18 protein-coding genes, 3 pseudogenes and 1 riboswitch are annotated in these 18,293 nt (G+C 37.1%); of the genes and pseudogenes, 11 read left to right on the forward strand and 10 right to left on the reverse strand.

Annotated elements, in window-relative coordinates; translation table 11 throughout:
• Positions 1 to 395: 395 nt before the first annotated feature.
• On the forward strand, positions 396 to 1,256 hold the full coding sequence (locus tag H4683_RS16805) for a hypothetical protein (RefSeq protein WP_192599993.1): 861 nt from the start codon (positions 396 to 398) through the stop codon (positions 1,254 to 1,256).
• Here the strand turns inward: H4683_RS16805 and H4683_RS16810 are convergent.
• From H4683_RS16810 to H4683_RS21540, 5 genes and pseudogenes are all read right to left on the reverse strand, one after another.
• Positions 1,225 to 2,160 carry an alpha/beta fold hydrolase gene (locus H4683_RS16810; protein WP_192599994.1) on the reverse strand — a complete coding sequence of 312 codons (936 nt, stop codon included), beginning with the start codon at positions 2,158 to 2,160 and terminating at the stop codon, positions 1,225 to 1,227. The two genes, H4683_RS16805 and H4683_RS16810, sit on opposite strands and share 32 nt — an antisense overlap.
• 405 nt (positions 2,161 to 2,565) lie before the next feature.
• Positions 2,566 to 2,931: a hypothetical protein gene (locus H4683_RS16815; protein WP_192599995.1), complete on the reverse strand. Its 366-nt coding sequence runs from the start codon at positions 2,929 to 2,931 to the stop codon at positions 2,566 to 2,568.
• A pseudogene (locus tag H4683_RS22225) lies at positions 2,909 to 3,825 on the reverse strand (ATP-binding cassette domain-containing protein). Before H4683_RS22225 ends, H4683_RS16815 begins: the two are co-directional and overlap by 23 nt.
• Positions 3,798 to 4,541, reverse strand: coding sequence for a hypothetical protein (locus H4683_RS16825; RefSeq protein WP_192599996.1), 744 nt, complete (start codon positions 4,539 to 4,541; stop codon positions 3,798 to 3,800). The pseudogene H4683_RS22225 and the gene H4683_RS16825 overlap by 28 nt, the downstream one beginning before the upstream one ends.
• A gap of 178 nt (positions 4,542 to 4,719) precedes the next feature.
• Positions 4,720 to 5,091, reverse strand: a complete 372-nt coding sequence (locus tag H4683_RS21540) for an RNA polymerase sigma factor (protein WP_338062489.1) — start codon at positions 5,089 to 5,091, stop codon at positions 4,720 to 4,722.
• A gap of 751 nt (positions 5,092 to 5,842) precedes the next feature.
• On the opposite strand from H4683_RS21540, the gene H4683_RS16835 reads away from it, so the two are divergent.
• The 6 genes from H4683_RS16835 (at position 5,843) to H4683_RS16860 (ending at position 11,649) form a co-directional block, all read left to right on the forward strand.
• Complete coding sequence (locus H4683_RS16835) at positions 5,843 to 6,667, forward strand: sulfite exporter TauE/SafE family protein (protein WP_192600044.1); 825 nt, start codon at positions 5,843 to 5,845, stop codon at positions 6,665 to 6,667.
• A gap of 89 nt (positions 6,668 to 6,756) precedes the next feature.
• Complete coding sequence (gene yunB / locus H4683_RS16840; protein ID WP_192599997.1) at positions 6,757 to 7,521, forward strand: sporulation protein YunB; 765 nt, start codon at positions 6,757 to 6,759, stop codon at positions 7,519 to 7,521.
• Positions 7,522 to 7,576: 55 nt separating this feature from the next.
• Positions 7,577 to 7,758, forward strand: a riboswitch (Lysine riboswitch).
• A gap of 190 nt (positions 7,759 to 7,948) precedes the next feature.
• A complete protein-coding gene (locus tag H4683_RS16845; RefSeq protein ID WP_192599998.1) occupies positions 7,949 to 9,523 on the forward strand; it encodes a Na+/H+ antiporter NhaC family protein in 1,575 nt (524 codons plus the stop codon).
• A gap of 194 nt (positions 9,524 to 9,717) precedes the next feature.
• Positions 9,718 to 10,662, forward strand: a complete 945-nt coding sequence (gene lipA, locus H4683_RS16850; RefSeq protein ID WP_338062490.1) for a lipoyl synthase — start codon at positions 9,718 to 9,720, stop codon at positions 10,660 to 10,662.
• 122 nt (positions 10,663 to 10,784) lie between these two features.
• Positions 10,785 to 11,096, forward strand: a complete 312-nt coding sequence (locus tag H4683_RS16855; protein WP_192599999.1) for a YutD family protein — start codon at positions 10,785 to 10,787, stop codon at positions 11,094 to 11,096.
• A 103-nt stretch (positions 11,097 to 11,199) separates the two neighbouring features.
• A complete protein-coding gene (locus H4683_RS16860; protein ID WP_192600046.1) occupies positions 11,200 to 11,649 on the forward strand; it encodes a DUF86 domain-containing protein in 450 nt (149 codons plus the stop codon).
• Positions 11,650 to 11,778: 129 nt separating this feature from the next.
• Here H4683_RS16860 and H4683_RS16865 read toward each other — a convergent pair whose 3' ends face one another.
• Entirely contained in the window at positions 11,779 to 12,015 is a 237-nt protein-coding gene (locus tag H4683_RS16865) for a DUF1450 domain-containing protein (RefSeq protein WP_192600000.1), read from the reverse strand.
• Positions 12,016 to 12,156: 141 nt separating this feature from the next.
• Between H4683_RS16865 and H4683_RS16870 the strand changes: the two genes are divergently transcribed.
• Positions 12,157 to 13,224 (forward strand): NAD(P)/FAD-dependent oxidoreductase, encoded by a 1,068-nt coding sequence (locus H4683_RS16870; protein WP_192600001.1) that lies wholly within the window; start codon positions 12,157 to 12,159, stop codon positions 13,222 to 13,224.
• 66 nt (positions 13,225 to 13,290) lie between these two features.
• Here H4683_RS16870 and H4683_RS21545 read toward each other — a convergent pair whose 3' ends face one another.
• Positions 13,291 to 14,154: a tyrosine-type recombinase/integrase gene (locus tag H4683_RS21545; protein ID WP_338062491.1), complete on the reverse strand. Its 864-nt coding sequence runs from the start codon at positions 14,152 to 14,154 to the stop codon at positions 13,291 to 13,293.
• A gap of 385 nt (positions 14,155 to 14,539) precedes the next feature.
• Between H4683_RS21545 and H4683_RS16880 the strand changes: the two genes are divergently transcribed.
• Positions 14,540 to 14,950, forward strand: coding sequence for a M23 family metallopeptidase (locus H4683_RS16880; protein ID WP_338062492.1), 411 nt, complete (start codon positions 14,540 to 14,542; stop codon positions 14,948 to 14,950).
• Entirely contained in the window at positions 14,932 to 15,279 is a 348-nt protein-coding gene (locus H4683_RS16885; RefSeq protein ID WP_192600002.1) for a hypothetical protein, read from the forward strand. Before H4683_RS16880 ends, H4683_RS16885 begins: the two co-directional genes overlap by 19 nt.
• A 1,000-nt stretch (positions 15,280 to 16,279) precedes the next feature.
• Here H4683_RS16885 and H4683_RS21550 read toward each other — a convergent pair.
• From H4683_RS21550 to H4683_RS22460, 3 genes and pseudogenes are all read right to left on the reverse strand, one after another.
• Positions 16,280 to 16,447 (reverse strand): hypothetical protein, encoded by a 168-nt coding sequence (locus H4683_RS21550; protein WP_225942166.1) that lies wholly within the window; start codon positions 16,445 to 16,447, stop codon positions 16,280 to 16,282.
• Between the two features lie 93 nt (positions 16,448 to 16,540).
• Entirely contained in the window at positions 16,541 to 16,915 is a 375-nt protein-coding gene (locus H4683_RS16890) for a hypothetical protein (RefSeq protein ID WP_192600003.1), read from the reverse strand.
• A 10-nt stretch (positions 16,916 to 16,925) separates the two neighbouring features.
• Positions 16,926 to 16,979, reverse strand: a pseudogene (locus H4683_RS22460) (hypothetical protein); the annotation flags it as partial.
• Positions 16,980 to 17,202: 223 nt separating this feature from the next.
• Here H4683_RS22460 and H4683_RS16895 point away from each other — a divergent pair.
• A pseudogene (locus H4683_RS16895) lies at positions 17,203 to 18,293 on the forward strand (CotH kinase family protein).

Below are 18,293 nucleotides of genomic sequence, written 5' to 3' on the forward strand. Positions count from 1 at the left end.
TGAAGTGGTAAGGGCTTTGTCACTCACTGGTACAATCTATGTCACTTGGTGGTAAAAAACATGTCACGAGTGGTACATTTCATTGGCTGTAATCAGGAGAAAAACAAACAAAATAGAAAAAGTAGTGATAAACCTTTGATATATTAACTTATACAAGGGTTTTACTTTTATCCCATTTTAGAATAATGTGAGATTTAAATACTGGATATATGGGTAGTATTTTATTTATTGGTAGGAGGACAAAGACTCGATCCGAGGATAGGACTTCGCAGAACTTAAATAACAGAAAGAAATTTATACAGATATATAGGGGAAACACTTGTACAAATAATGGTATGGATATCTAAGGCTCATATGGTATTAGTAAGTGACATAGGAGAGGGTGTATAGATCATATGGGATTAGAGAATTTTAAATGGTTTGCTACAGAAACAAAAATAGAGCATTTGCTAGGTAACGGCCAGCTAGAAGAGAAAACAGTGGTTACTATTGGGATTAAAGATATAAACAACGATTTTCAAGTTCCTCACCCCATTACACATTTTATTAGACAAAAATATCAATTCACAGGTAAATCTTTAAGTTCTCAATTGAATCCGGCTAGAGAAATAGTGAAGTTTTTAAACTTTACCAACAAACAAATAACTCTTGGAAAGCCTGAATTTCAAATTATAGCAGAGAAAGGGTTTAGAGGATTCCAACTTATTCACGCTGCCCGTTATATTACTTATTGTGCAGAAAAAAAGCTGGCATATAAGTATGTTAAAGCTTCAATTGAAAGATATCTCATACATTTCTATGACTACTTAATTAAGATGGAACTACTGGGTGAAGACATAGAATTTGATACATATGTAAATAGACGAGGGGAAGAAGTAATTATTACCCCTTTTGATCATCCAAGATTTGATACACAATACCCTTCTACTGATGATCCAGTTAGGAACAAACTTAAAGATTTTGGGGACAATCCTGAAAAAAGAAACAGGTTAGTTTATGAGTTCATAGAAGAGGCACGAAGGGTATCTCCTGACATAGCTTTTGGAATTGCTCTTCAAATTTTTGCAGGATTACGAAGAGGCGAAGTTGTGAACCTCACTTCGGCAACTGTTCCAACAGACTTTTTAAGTGGCTCAAATTATATTGCTGTCCTGGATAACCAATATCGTTTATTTAAAGATTTCAAGAACACAATAAAGGAACAAGTGAAAAGATATAACTATGTTATTTTACTAATGAACACATTATTTTATTGAATTTTTTAGCCTCATCCCACTGTGGAAAGTGAGCTGAATACTCAAACCAATACAATTCTTTTTCAGATTTTATGGTTTGATAATACTTTTCAACTTCCTTTGAAGAAGCATGATAATCATGGCGTCCTTCAATAAAAATTACAGGTACATCAAATGAATCTATAGCTTCAAAATTAACATGCATTAATTCAGGCCATAAATATTTTATTCCTTGAATACTCCCTTTTTGTCTCTTAATTGTATCTTTAAAACTATAATCATATGATTTTAGAAACGTAAATATAAACTTATTATAGCTACTTTCGTTATATATCGATCCACCGTGCTTCACAACTTGTTTCGTAATAAACAATAAGTTGTTAAACCAATTATCATCTGAATAAGTACAATCTATATCTTTAATTTTTTCTATTATTTTTTTATTTCCTTTTTCTGTATTTTTTTCTAATGCAAAATTATAACTTTCTTTACATACCTTTTCCATGTTAACGACTTGCCCACACCCAATATACTTTTTTATTAATTCTGGATAAGTCATTATAAATTTCAAACCTAATACACTGCCCCAAGAATGTCCCATGACATATAACTTTTTCTTTTTAAATTGCGCTAAAAGAAGTTTTGAAAGTTCATAAATATCATTAACATACATATCAATGTTAATATTATCTTCTTTTTCAAATTTATAGTATGATTTTCCGTATCCTCTTTGTTCTAAAACAACAACAGTATAACATTCTTCCAACTTTTTATTATATTTTTTCATCAATGGTTGACAGGTATCACCTGGTCCCCCATGTAATACCAATAACAATGGATTGTTGATATCATTACTTGATATAAATATATATTGATCCATTCCATTTATTTTGACTTTTTGTACTACTGATATACTGTTTTTCATAAACTACTCCTTAATCTTATTAAAATATTTTAAATATCTTACATTTTTTATTTGTACGTAACATTTTTCTTTAATATTTATTATGTAAACTAAACAATTCTTAGTAATTGTTTAGTTTGCATTTGTTACACAATCTATCTTTCTGAATTTATATCAACGAAAATTTCCTTTAATATCTTTATATTTTTCTCTAAGAAATCACCTGACCATATTTCTCTATGTGTTCCGTATCCTTGTGAAATCTTGAATCTACTCTTTGTAGCTATTTTCTATTGTATAGGAATATCTGAAAATCAGTCAAATATCTATAACATTATTGTTTCCAAAATATAGTTTCTTATCTTTGATCATCCAGAAGGTATGAAGTGGTAAACAACAGTCTGTCATTCAGTGGTGAAAACTATGTCAAGAATGGTACATTTCATTTGCAGCATTCATTTTTAAAGTGATATCTTCATCTATTGGAAAAAATGTATCTGCAATTTCCCAAGAGAATAAATCAGAAGGTCTGTTATCAGCATCAGTACTTTGGCGTCTATCTATATAATTTATAAGAATTTCCCTTACTTTTTGATCTGTAAAATCTCCCGTATGCTCCTCAACATTTTTATGGTAAAGATCCACTTCTCCTTTGTAATGTCCCTGAAGTTGTGAATAATAAAAACCAAGGAACAATATACCCGCTAAAACAAATAATGATACAATCAAAGCGCCTATAAAAGTCTTATTTTTTATGATTTTGTCAATTTCACATTGTACGATTGTTCTCATTTTCAGCATCCTCTCTGAAATAGTATAGATATAAATCCTCCAATGTAGGTTGAACTTGTTGAGCATTATGAGTAGATTTTTCTTTTGAAATAATTCTTAGTACTGTTCCATTTTTTTCGTTCTTTTGGTTGCTAATAATGTGTTTTGCTAACATCTCATCAAGTTTACCGGTTTCAACTATAGACTCCCAAACACATCCGTTAATGGTTTTGACTAGTTCGGAGGCAGCACCTCTGTTTTCAAGTGTCCCTTGATTCAGAACAAGTATTTCGTCTGCAATATACTCAATATCTGAAACGATGTGTGTTGAAAGTATGACGATTTTATTTCCAGAAAAAGAGCTAATTAAATTCCTAAATCGAACTCGTTCTTTTGGATCCAAACCAACTGTCGATTCATCCAAGATCAATACTTCTGGATCATTTATCATTGCTTGTGCAATCCCTAACCGTTGTTTCATTCCTCCAGAGTATTTTTTTATTTTTTTATTTTTTTATTCTTCACATCTTCTAATTCGACTAGTTTTAAAAGTTCAACACATCTTTTTTTGGCGAAATTTTTATTGATACCTTTAAGAGCAGCGATATATAACATGAACTTCATCCCGGTGAAATCGGGATAATAACTGAAATCTTGTGGTAAAAAGCCTAACACTGAGCGAAAGGCATCTGAATTGGTTCGTACATCGTCATGATTATATTTAACTGTGCCCGCATTTTGTTTTATCACACCACTAATGATTCTAAATAAAGTTGATTTTCCTGATCCGTTTGAACCTAAAAGTCCGTAAACTCCAGGTTTTAAACTAAATGAGACAATATTAAGGACAACAGTATCGTCATATTTTTTTGTAATATTATTTAATTCTAATAGCATTGGTAAAACGCCTCCCATTTTTTCTCTTTAAGGATATTCATTACGATAAATCCTAAAAATATTATTGATAAAATGTATCCTGCTGCCCAATACTTTATCTCGAATTCATAAATATTGAATAAATTGACTAAAATCATGACACACGTAAGTACTATCCCTGAACTAATCCAAAAAATAACGGAAGAGAAAGTATTTCTCCAAATCGTGAAAAGTGAAAACAGGACTATACAAGTAATGTTAAAAGGGACTAGTAAATATAAGATTATTTTCCAAAAGGAAATTGCAATCACACCTTGGCAAATAAAAGCTAGACAACTAATTAATAATAAATCGGTTAATCCAAAAATAAGTAATTTTATTATGATATGTTGACGCAAATCATATTTTAGTGTTTGCTCTAATTCCCACATTCCAGATGTAAAACTGCGAAATAATTCATCAATAAAGAAAAAAACGGAAAAAATAACTGTAACCGTTAAGCTTTGAATGATGAATGTCTCATTGTCAATAACTCTAGTGATTAATAAAATAGTCATGGTGAGGAGAGCAAATTGAATAAGCCAAGTATGGAGTCTAGTGAACCGAATAGACGAACGAAAAAGGTCAAAAAGAGAATATCTGCAAAGTTGATTTTTAATGATTTTTTGCTTGCCTAAATTAATTACCTCTAGTCTCTGAATTTCATCAATTTTAACTTCGTAGGCTTTCATCATTTTTATCGTTTTTTTATTCATTCATAAACTCCTCTCTATCTAACAATTTACTTAGTTTTTTTATACCTTGATTAATCCTTGATTGGGATGTAGCAACACTTGTCCCATTAATTTAGGCAATGTCTTTCACTTTTAAATCATGGTAATATTTCAAAATTAAATCTTCTTTTTGAATATCAGGAAGAGTATTTAATACGAGTTATATTTGATTTACATTTTCCTGCGTAATTAAATTACTAACAATGCCTTTAGCAGAACCAAGATTTAAAAAATTTTCAACCAATTCAAATTGCGTGAATTTCTTTTTGTTATAGTAGTTGTTACATACATTCACAGTAATCGTAAATAAGTAATTAAGGAACTTCCCACTAAATTTGTATTTCTCGATGTTTTCAATGACTTTTAGAAAGATATCTTGGGTTAAATCTAAAGCTAAAACCCAATCGCCCAAACACCTTCGCACACAAAATGAAAAGATTTGATTATAGTATTTATTTACTAGTTTCTCCCAAGCTTCAGTATCACCAGCCTTTATCTTTCTAATTAATATGTAGTCTTCAATCGTCTTCACCTTTCATAACACGCCCTCACCTCTATAAGAAAAATGCTCCTCACTATAGATTAACAAAGTTCTTTCAAAAATCATTTAACACAATTAGATATTTTTTTAAAAGTCTACTTTTAAAAATTAAGACCACCAATAACGTTGCATGATTTTAAAAAATAATGAGTACGTTAATGAAATAAGAACACCATAAACAAGACCAAGAATTTAGAACCTGTTTCATACTTTAAAAAATTAATAATTCTATTTATTTTCCTTTCACCAACCCACCTTCATTTTTTAATCTAAATGCGTAGAATATATGTATATAAGTTGAATTTAATTTTTACACTTTAGTTGATTCTACATATGCTTGTTTGACGCGTTTGTTTCAGTGCCTCCGTCAAAATCTCGTACCCCTTGTAAACACTGATTCAAACAATGTATTCAAGCTTTTTTGGTCTCGTCTCCTTAACTGGGAACGGGCCTTTTTACTTCTGTGGGCAGCCATATGGGCCGAAATAAGGTCCAGTCTGTCGTTTTTTCTACATTATAAACCTAATTAATTACAGGGTTTTTATGGTTAATGAAAACTTCCCTATTTTTATGAAAAAGAAAAGCCATGACAGAAACCCTTTGATATAATGGAAATATTGAGCAACAATTCGGGTGGACATGCCGCGCAAAATGCGAAACGGTTTCAAAAGATGCTTTCTATCAATTTTGAAAATCTGGCGCCGAAACAGCTCGACTTTTTCGAGGGGGAATGGTGATGGCGATGGCGTATATCCTATTGGCCGTTATCGGGCTAGCGTCAGGAATTATAGGTGCACTCGTCGGCCTTGGTGGAGGGATTATACTCGTTCCAGCGACACTTTTTATGGGTGTAAATCTGGGGTTGATTGACGGCATTACGCCGCAAAGTGTTGTAGGTCTTTCTGTTATTATGATGATTTTTATTGGACTTGCATCGACGTTATCTTATATGAAAGCGAAGATGGTCGATTATCGTAGTGGTTACATATTTTTTGCAGGTAGTGTTCCGGGGACAGTGCTCGGTGCCTTCGTGAATAAAGGACTTGATTTATCATCCTTCAATTTATATTTTGGCATACTACTCATTCTTTTATCGACACTTCTACTTGTAAGGAAGTATTTAAAGCCGGTTCATTGGTTCGTTGACCGTGGGAAACAGAGAACGTTCACTGATAAGATGGGCGAAACGCATGTATTTGGTTATCCTTTATGGTTTGCATTACTTTTAACTTTTGGTATTGGTTTCGCATCGGGCCTTTTCGGTATGGGTGGAGGCTCTATCATTGTACCTGCAATGATTTTATTATTTTTATTTCCACCACATATTGCTGTAGGAACTTCCATGTTCATGGTTTTCCTATCAGCTATCGTCAACTCAATTACACATATCTCACTAGGCAATGTGCCATGGCTTTACGCGATACCTGTTGTTCCAGCAGCATACATAGGTGCAAAACTTGGAGCGAAATTGAATCAGAAGATGAAATCGGAAACACTTGTGGTAGCGTTACGAATTATCTTTCTAATACTTGGTGTTAGATCCATTATTGAAGGCGTTTTTGGTTGATGTATGAATTTCGAGATTAATACGGAATTACATATTTTATAGAATGAACGGTTCGCTTCTTGCATAACGTAACAGCAGGAGGAGTCGTCTTGAGATTTCATGGGCAAGTTAAACGAAAAACCAGGAAAAAGAAGCGCAGACTACTTCCACTCCTACTTCCAGGATTCCTTATTGCAATTGCACTCTTTTTCTATTTCGTTAATATGAGACTTACTCCAATCTATGTCGAATATGCAGAGGTTCAAACAAAAAAAATTGCTGCACATGTTATCAGTAAAGCAATCAATTCACGGTCATCTGAAGTCCTGGACATTAACGAAATAATCGTTACTAATCCGAATGAGCCGGCAGGAATGGTGAAATTCAATACTGAAATCATTAACAGGGCCATGGCGGAGATTCACGGTCTTGTCGAGGCCCATCTGGAACAGGCGGAAGCGGGCAATCTCGATATGTTTCCAATGCAAAAAGATATCGAATACAAACCGGAGGAAATGGAGAATAAAGGAGGCGTTGTATTTTTTGTACCTATTGGGCAGGCAACAAATATACCGTTACTAGGGAATTTAGGACCGAAAATCCCAATCCGTTTTCACGTAATCGGGGATGTAAGTGCAACTGTTCAGACGGAAATTAAGGAATTCGGTATTAATAATGCCTATGTTGAAGTGAATATTTTGTTAAAGGTGAATGTGCAAATTATCGTGCCTCTTGCGACACGAACGAGTGTTGTGGAACAAAAAATTCCTGTTGCAATGGGTTTAATCTCAAGTCCGATACCTAAAATTTTCAATAAAGGTGGTGATAACCCACCTCAGATTGAAATCCCGTTCTCTATAACGGATGATGAGTAAAAAGGCGCTTGAAAATGTATTGCATTATTGATAGGCTAGTAAGGTATAAGAATATCGATAGGGTAGAGGCTGCATTGCTTATGAGTCGCACACGCAAGATTGACATTGATGACCGTGTGTAAAAGGAAGCTTTGCCGAAGTTTGATGGGGTTGTCAATTCCATCAGGCTGGGGTCATTCCGAATAGGGATGGCACTGTCATACGTCTTTTTTAGGCGTCTGATGAGCTACAGATCGCAAGTTAGATAAGTACTATCAATTATCCAACAAACGAAACGTAGATAAAGTCGACTGCTGATGCACTTAACAAAGTGTGGATGGTAGTTGGCTTTTTATTTCTCCTTATTGGTTGTTCAGAGGGGACAGCAAAAAAACCTTTTGAAAATACCTAAAGAGAGCCTTACCCCAACGAAATGGAGGAATGGACAATGATAGGAACATGGGTATCGATTTTACCACCACTGATTGCCATTGTTATGGTATTGGTTACAAGGCGTGTATTACTCTCACTTGGAGCAGGTATAGTTGCTGCTGCACTCCTGGTTGCCTCCTTTGCACCTGGTGCATCTGTAGTTAATCTCTGGACGGCGATAACTGTCTCCTTTTGGGCCGATGGTGCACTGAATACGTACAATATCTTCATCATTCTATTTGTGTTGTTACTTGGTGTTATTACTGCATTCGTAAGCCTTTCTGGCGGTAGCAGAGCATTCGCTGAGTGGGCGGTACTTCGTATTAAAACAAAGCGTGGAGCGAAATTACTAACGGTGTTTCTAGGCATCGCAATTTTTGTAGATGACTATTTTAACGCATTGGCAGTTGGGCAGATTGCACGTCCAATTACAGATCAACATAAGATTTCAAGGGCGAAATTGGCATATTTCATCGACTCAACTTCCGCTCCGATTTGTGTTATTTCTCCGATTTCAAGCTGGGGCGCTTTTTTGATTGGGCAACTTGCAATCATCTTTGGAGGTGCTGCAGCAATCAGTTATTCACCTCTCTCCGCTTTTATCATGATGGCGCCGATGAATTTTTATGTCGTTGCGACACTTGCGATGGTATTCTTCCTTGCATGGACCGATTTTGATTTATTTGAAATGAAGAAACAGGAACAACGAGCCACTCAAACAGGTCAGTTATTTGATCCGAAAAAGGAAATCCCGGGACAGTTGAAAGAAGATTTCCCTATACATGCACATGGTCGTGTACGTGATCTTGTAGCACCTATCGTTACGCTTGTGGTGGTGACATTTAGCATGATGATCTGGACGGGATATTTGGAGGGTGGATCATTAAGTATTTGGGCTATCTTTGAAAACACGGATGTACCGTTATCATTGCTGACAGGAGGTATCGCGGGGACTGTACTTGCAGGATTGCTTTATTTATCCCAGCGGAAGAAAAATGATACGGTCAGTGTATCTCTTATGGGGCGTGCTTTTGTAGGTGGCTTAAAGGCGATGATGCCTGCGGTTTCCATCTTGGTTTTTGCATGGGCACTGACATACCTTATCGACCTATTGAAGACGGGACTTTATTTGTCTGAGGTTGTTGCGAAAGCGAATTTACCAGTTGCTTTCTTGCCAGTTATTATGTTCATTCTTGCAGGACTGATGGCGTTTTCAACAGGAACTTCATGGGGGTCTTTTGGTATACTTCTACCGATTGCTGGAACAATCATGTTGGATGCAGCACCGGAAATGTTATTGCCAGCACTGGCAGCAGTTCTTGCAGGAGCGGTTTTCGGAGATCATTGTTCACCGATTTCTGATACGACGATTCTATCTTCTACGGGAGCAGGATGTAATCATATTGATCACGTTTCGACTCAGTTGCCCTATGCGCTGATTAGTGCGGCGATTGCAGCAGCCGGTTATGTCGTATTAGGATTTACCGGTTCAATTTTGTTGGGACTTTCTACAGTTATAATTATTCTTATTGTATTGTTTGCAATTTGGACCATTAGAATGAAAAAAGAAGCGGAACAATTGTCAGTATAAGAGAAGACGAGTGGAAGCGGTGAAATTTCGCCGCTTCTTTATTATAGAATAAATAGTTTTCAAAGTTCATAATCTACATGTCTGTACACATGGTATTCTTTGGGCTGAAGGTTGTTTGAAGTCTGAATTTATGATACATTGACATCAGTAAAGGAAACGCTTTAATAGTCTGTTCGAATGGAGAGTTGATTGCCGTGTCATGTAGACCAAAAACAGGAAATAAAACAGAGCATATTAGAAAACCGGATTGGCTGAAAATCAAGCTCAATACGAATGACAATTATACAGAACTAAAGAAAATGATGCGGGAGAACAATCTTAACACGGTTTGTGAAGAAGCCCGCTGTCCGAATATCCATGAATGTTGGGGAGAAAGACGTACTGCAACATTTATGATTCTTGGCGCAATCTGCACGCGTGCATGTCGATTCTGCGCAGTTAAAACTGGATTGCCGAATGAATTAGATACCGCTGAACCTGAACGTGTTGCAGATTCTGTTGCACTTATGAATCTCAAACATACAGTTGTTACAGCTGTAGCGCGTGATGATCAGAAAGACGGTGGGTCGGCAATTTTTGCTGAAACGATTCGAGCAATTCGTAGAAAAAATCCGTTTACAACAGTGGAAGTGCTACCGTCGGATATGGGTGGAGATTATGATAACTTGAAACGTCTTATGGACGCCAAGCCGGATATCCTGAATCACAACATTGAAACGGTACGTCGCCTTACCCCTAGAGTCCGTGCGCGTGCAACGTATGACCGTTCGCTCGAATTTTTACTTCGTGCAAAAGAGATGCAGCCGTCCATACCGACGAAATCTTCTTTGATGCTAGGTCTTGGTGAAACGCATGAGGAAATCCTTGAAACGATGGACGATCTCCGAGCACATAAAGTAGATATTATGACGATTGGTCAGTACTTACAGCCGACAAAGAAACATTTAATAGTACAGAAATATTACTCGCCTCAGGAATTTGGAGAGTTAAGAAAAATTGCAATGTCTAAAGGGTTTTCACACTGCGAAGCGGGTCCACTTGTCCGTTCAAGTTATCATGCTGATGAGCAAGTGAATGCAGCAGCAAAGGAAAGACAACTTCAAGGTGATGCGCAACTCGAAACAACACTGCAAAGTTAAAGGTGGATGTTCAAGAGGTCCGGGAAAAAGAGCTCAATAATTACGTTGTCAGCTTGCCAGTACTTCACGGCTCTTTTTGTCCTCCTTTTTTTGAACCCTTATGATATGGCGGTGAAAGCAGAATGATACTCATTGATGATTGGGAGTTTGAGCTTATTATAGATTTCCGTGAAGGCTTCAACGAAGATGCACTACTTGCAAGATATAGTGATGTTCTCCTCAAATACGACTATATACTGGGCGACTGGGGATATGGACAACTGCGTCTAAAGGGTTTTTTTGATGACCGGAACCAGAAAGCGACGTATGAGACGAAAATCAGCACACTTCAAGATTATCTGTACGAGTACTGTAATTTTGGCTGTGCTTACTTCGTTTTGAAAAAAGCAAGTCGTGTAAAAAAAGAAATAGCAAGTCCAATTACGGAAGAATAATAAGTTCCCATGCGAATCATCTCCGATTTGCGTGGGGCTTTTTTTTCGTGGTGGGAGTTATGGTATTATGGAGAAGGTATATATCATTCAGGGGGGATTGGCAATGTATTTTATCGACCGAAATCAAATTAATGAAACGCTTGAACATATGGAAGGTTTGCTTGCATTGTACGAAAGTGGGAGTAGATGGGCTGAGGATGAAATCCGTTCGTTAGCGTTGGAACGGATTGCGCATGTCATCATTGAGTCGATTATTGACGTAGGCAACTCGATGATTGATGGATTCATCATGCGAGATCCTGGCAGCTATGAAGACATTATCGATATCATGGAGGACGAACATGTCATTTCTTCTGAAATGGCTGGTCCATTGAAACAGGTTATCGAACTTAGAAAAATGATTGTGCGTGAGTTCACAAAAGTGGATGCCCAAAAAATTAGTCTTGTACTATATGAAAATCTGGAGGAACTACAAGAATTTCCGGATAACGTCCGATACTATCTTGAAAACGAGCTTGGACCAGTCTCTGCTTTTTTACCGAAGAATAAATGAAGTAAGGTACATAAAAAGAAAAGCTCCGGGCGCCTTTCAGACGCCCGGAACTGGATAGTGATAAAAGCTTATATTTTCTTATTTTAAAATAAAAACTAACCGCTCCTATAAGGCGGTTAGTCATAATGCTCAAAAGAGCGGATTATCTTCAATGAATTGATAGATACGTTCTGTTAGTTCGTCTGGCGTATCAGCTTCCACAATTTCTCCATTTACAATTGCGTAGAAAGATTCGGCACACTTTGTGCAATAGCTAAGACAGCCATATTCAAGGACATCCAAATTTGGATCTTTTTCTAATGTTTCAAACGTTTTCTGTGAACCGTTTACAATATTACTAATGCAAAACTCGACAATCGGATTCACGATGATCACCTCACCTATTAGGAATCCTACTACTTTTTTCCTTGGACGTCAATTCCCCCAACTCATTGTGAAACATCTCACAAACTGATATAATTGTATGTGAGAAAATAACGGAATATTGCTTTACGAAGGAGAAAAATTATGAGAAAACTTGTACTGCTTGGTGCTGGATATGGGAATATGCGCATTTTGCTACGTTTGCTAAATAAAGACCTTCCAGACGATGTTGAAATAACGCTTGTTGATAGAACCCCTTTTCATAGTTTGAAAACTGAATTCTATGCGCTTGCGGCCGGAACTGTGTCAGATTCGATTGTACGTGTGCCACTTCCTACACATGACAGGCTAACTGTTATTGGCGGTGAAATTATTGAAATCAGACCGGATGAGAAGTGTGTATATCTCTCTGATGGTGTGCAAATCAATTATGATGAACTTGTCATCGGTCTTGGATGCGAAGATAATTATCACGATGTACCGGGAGCGGCGGAGTCTACATACAGCATCCAGACAATTGGAAAATCGAGAGTTACATACGAGAAACTTCTCGGTTTAAGTGGCGGAGCGACAGTCGGCATTGTAGGCGCTGGGCTTAGTGGAATCGAATTAGCCAGCGAATTGCGGGAAAGTAGACCAGATTTGAACATTAAATTGTTTGATCGAAGTCCTCGTATATTGAGAGACTTTCCTGAACGACTTAGTAACTTTGTAAAGGGATGGTTTGACAAACACAATGTCGTTGTTGTTTCAAATTCAAACATTACAGGAGTAGGGCCAAACGTACTTTACAATCATGAAGAAACGATACCGGTTGACGCCGTTGTATGGACAGCTGGAATTCGTCCTGTCGCACCTGTGGATAACATCGACACGGAAAAAGACAAATCAGGTCGTGTTGTATTGAATATATATCACCAGTTACCCGATTTTGAAGATGTATACGTGGTGGGAGACTGTGCTGCGCTTCCTTACGCGCCAAGTGCACAAGTTGCTGAAGAACAGGCAGAACAAATTGTACGGGTGCTACGCCACGTATGGAATGGCGAACTACTACCCGAAAAAATGCCGGAAATCAAGCTAAAAGGTTTCCTTGGATCACTAGGTAAAAAACAAGGATTTGCTTATCTCGCAGATCGTACTGTAACAGGACGTATCGCAAGATTATTAAAGTCTGGCGTGCTCTGGATGTATAAATGGCATAACGGATGAATTAACCAACAAACGTTGTTGTATCAACGTTTTCGGGGCTTGGAAATCCTTTATAAAAATGAAATGTCACATTTCTATCACATTCCCCTTTGGGTTTGTTAAATTCAAGATGTCGCCGTATCGATTTTTAATCTTTGCGGTGGCATCTTCTTTCATTTTTTCGGTCATGTGTGTGTAGATATCCATCGTAGTTTTAGAATCTTCATGACCAACTCGATCCATGATTGTTTTTAAATCAACACCTGTTTCTGTCAACATAGTAATAGGAGTATGTCGTAAAATGTGAGGCCCTTCAATTTTAGTGATAGACGTCTTTTTTATAAGTCGGATGATTCGATCGTAAATAAAGCGGCTGGAATACGGATAACCATTTTGTCTACAAAAAACGAAATTACCATCATAAAAATCCTCAACATCTTTTCGAGTGCTTAATCTGATTTTATTTTGCATGATTTTGTGCCTTTTGAGCATGTTCAAGATATCTTCGTCAATATCAATCGTTCGAATGGACGCTTTTGTTTTTGGCGGCATGATTTTAAATTTCCGCATGTTATGATCCGGTATGTCCACTGTTTTTGTAATTCGCAATTCATTTGAATCGTGAAATATGTCAGTCCATTTCAGCGCACACATTTCCCCGACGCGCATTCCGGTGAATGCCAGTAAATAAAACCACTCTTTATCCAATGGCAACCCGTTAGATAACGTCATACGTAAAAACGCATCCAATTCGTAGCGCTCAAAGTACTGTTCTTCTACGGTCATATTTTCGATTTCTTCAACAGTTAATATCTTTTTAGGGATAACGACAGCTAACACAGGATTATCCACACGTATTTTGTGTTGAATGGCAAACGTAAAAATAAAATTGGCCGTTACTTTCGCGTTTTCCATTAACGACTTCGATAAACCTAACTTATGGAGATCCACAAAGATGCCTTGTAAGGACCTTGTGTCGATTTCAACAATGCGGGATTGCGTAGTAACACTTTAATGGATGAACGCCTGTTACACAGCGTGCTATCCTTCACGCCGGTCAATGCAGATACGTCAAACCATTCGAACGCGATTTTTTCAAACGTTAACTTTTTACTTTTCTTGTTATCAACGCCGTATTCCTCCTGCCTCGCAACCTCATCCTTTACTTTTTTCCTTGCAATTGTTTTTGGTTTTCCCCTTCACCTGACTTGATTCCGCTTGTTTGTAACTGAATCTCTTGACCCGTCCGCAACACATTCCCAAACTCCACTATCAAGCTGCTTACACTTCACATGAATCACCTCCTCGTTTTAATCTATTTCAGCAAGCAAGTTTCGTGCGTCCGCATTGGTGGATAGACTATGGAAGTAATACCGACAATACGATTGTCGCGGCTGCCTACAGCAAGGTACGCCTTCCGGTCAATAGCGGTACAGGATTCGGGAAATACATCATCATAACGCATGGAAACGGTTGGGAAACTCTGTATGCCCATTTGTCAGTGATTAATGTCAGTCCTAGGCAGAAAGTTAAACATGGCCAAAAAATCGACATGAAAGGCACGACGGGTAACTCGACTGGCGTTCACCTGCATTTTGAAATCTCGAAAGGTAAATGGTCGAATAAATACGTCACGCATATCAATCCAGCACTCCACATCGATGATCAAGATGTCCGACATTCACAGACAACACTCAATCAAATCGGTACAAAGTGGCGGTGGATGGTTTGTATGGTGACGGATTAGCAAAAGTTGTATTGGATTTTCAAAAGAAAAACAAGCTTGGTGCGGATGAGGTGGCTGGGAGAGTTACGATGGCAGCTAATGAAAAAGTGCTTACATCATTGATTACGCCACCAAAAGAGGAGGAAATCAAAGTGCCAAATTTATATAATCCGGAGTCAAAAGCGGTGATAGAATTAACAGCCCGTGTGTTGAGCCGTCTTGAAAAACAAGAAACTAATCCGATTTCGGACGTCCATCGCAAGAACCTTGAATCGGGAACGCTTACAGATTCCCAAGCGATTGGGATTTTGTTCGTGGCGATTGATAGGGAATTTCTTACTAAGAATTAAGGAAAAGAAAAGCCCTACTCAATCGAGAGGGGCTGATTTCAATGACTCTCTTCGCTCATCTAGCAGCATCCTTAATTCCTCAATATCTTCTGAAGTAGCCTGATTACGTATGAAACGGTTCACCATCACATCCATTCATTATGAAAAGGATGACAATTGATAGGAAGGTAGCACGTAGGAATGTGTAAACAATAAATATTTGTTTAGAGCTATAGTGAAAGAGGTTTAATAAGTTAATTCATGCAGTAATTTCTATCCTATTATTGTTTCTTCCCTAGAGAAGGAAATTTTAGTGGTTTGTCCTTTTTTCAAAAGGGGCTATATCTATTCTTTGGATGATGAATTTCAACCTGTATTCTATATTCCTGTTTAGTAGATATAACACCCCATTAAGGTAATGAATAATTGGTTTTAGATACCAATTGGAGAGTGGCTGTATAGGTGGCGATTTGTGGAACAATCCAAAATTGTTCCATATAAAGATCCCAAACATAGGTCTTAGTCTAAGTCTCTTCATTAATTATTCATAGTCTATACTATAACCTATGAAGTGAGTTGAAAAGTGGTAAATCCAATGCATTTAAATGAAGGCACCAAAGGTTTCCTGGCTTTGAAAACCAATTCTTCCCCGGTTTTCAAAGATAAATAGGAATAGGAGGATCTCGTGACGGTTCACGCCGTTCAAGAAATCCTTTTTTAAATTCTCAGTTTGAACGAGAAAAGTGGATGGGCTACAGTGATTTAGACAATTCTGATAGATACTGTGTAATACACAACAATAACAATTCATCCAGAAGAATAAAAATACCAGAAAAAATCAGATGAAACTCGTCCCCAGCTGACCTTTCATATTTCTTTTAACCTTGGATTTCGATAGGAATAACCCGAATAAAGTTAACTAGTAAGAACTAGTTAACTTTATAATACGGACGCACTCAATAGTTCATTAAAGAACATAAAGTGACATACTCTTCAGATAGCTAAAAATCGTCTCGTAATTTTACAAAAATAAGAAGTTATTCCAAATTAAAGGAGTTCCTTCTAGAACAGCGTCGATTACCGAAAGTACAACGATTCCTGCGGTTATTGAAAGTACAACAAATCCTATTTGTGCGTCGTCGGTTCCGCGAAGTGCACCGACTCGCGCTAGTCCGTCGTTGGTTACCAAAAGTGCTCCTATTTATGACGTTAGTTCTTCGGTTGCGGGAAGTGAATCGATTTCTGCCAGTAAGCCGTTTGTTAATGACATTACCTCGTTGAATCATTTGGTTTGCAAAAGTGTGCATGTTTCTGACGGTTCGTCTTCGATTGGGAGACGTACATCGAATTCTGCTAGTCCGTCGTTGGTTCCCGGAAGTGCGTCTGTTTCTGACGGTTCGTCTTCGATTGGGAGACGTACATCGAATTCTGCTAGTCCGTCGTTGGTTCCCAGAAGTGCGTCTGTTGCTGACGGTTCGTCTTCGATTGCGAGACGTACATCGAATTCTGTTAGTCCGTCGTTGGTTCCCGGAAGTGCGTCTGTTTCTGACAGTTCGTCTTCGATTGCGAGACGTGAACCGAATTCTGCTAGTCCGTCGTTGGTTCCCCCTACTAGTTCGATGTTTGTTACTATGAGGATCCTGAAACATGAAATCATCTAACCCCAAGCGATTCGCTTTATCAACCGCTTTTTCTATTTCATCCATATTAAAGAGTGACATATCTATACCTCCCTTCTTCTTTAATTAGAGAAAGGAAATCGAAATAATCATTAATTGAAGCATTTCGAATTTGTTGTATTTTCCTTCCCTTCCCCCTCAAGGTACGTCGTTGTACCGAAATGGATAGAGACAAGCGCATACAATTTAAAAAAATTATTATTTATTGGAAACATCTTGTATTTTGATTGATAGGAATTGGATAACTATGAAGGGAAGGATTCACATGAATAAGGGCATGAAAATACCTAAATATCAGCTATTTATCCATCCTCTAGATTTAAGCGAAATTAGGAAAGACATTTGGATTGATGATTCAGTTCCAGCAAAGCTTACAATTAACGAAAAAAAGTTTGATATTGATATAGCCTATCGCGGTTCCCATATTCGTGATTTTCGAAAAAATCATTTCAAGTATCGTTTTATAAACCGTGTACGTATAGAAAGGTAAAAGTAATTCATTTAAACGCAGAATATAAGGATCCATCACTGTTAAGAAATAAATTATCTTTTGATTTTTTTAATGAAATTGGTTGTCTATCTCCAAAGTCTCAATTTGTTTTTTTGAAGTTAAACGGTAAAAACGATGGACTATATCTGGAATTAGAGTCAGTAGATGAATTTTTCCTTGCTAATCGGCAATTACCTATAGGACCTGTTTTTTATGCAGTGGATGGGGATGCCAATTTTTCGTTAATGAGTTAACTTGATAAAGAAGTGAAAAAATCGCTAAAGTTTGGATACGAACAAAAATTTGGAACAGATCAGGATAAATATAATTTACATGAGATGATACTAAAAATTAATACACTTTCAAGGGAAGATTTTGAAAGTGAAATCGTCAAGTATGTGAATGTTGAAAAGTATCTTTGCTGGTTGGCTGGTGTAGTTTTCACCCAAAACTTTGATGGCTTTGTTCACAACTACGTACTTTACCAGAATGGGGAAACGGGGCTATTTGAAGTCATCCCGTGGGATTACGATGCAACATGGGGAAGGGATGTAAACGGGGAAGTGATGGAGGAAGACTATTTACGAATAGAAGGATTTAATACGCTAACCGCAAGGATTCTCGATGTGAAAACATTTCGACGTCAATACAAAAACTTGCTAGAAGTTATTTTAAGCAACCAATTTACTGTAGACTATTTGAAGCCGAAAATACAAGGTATGCATGATTTGATAAGGTCTTATATTCAAAAAGATCCTTATAAAAAAGACGATATCCATTTATTTGATAAGGAACCGAAGTATATATTGGATTTTATTGAAGCGTGGGCGAAATATATAAGAGGGAAATTAGATACATTAGATTAA

Origin of the sequence: Sporosarcina limicola (genome assembly GCF_014873855.1) — a bacterium.
GTDB lineage: Bacteria > Bacillota > Bacilli > Bacillales_A > Planococcaceae > Sporosarcina > Sporosarcina limicola.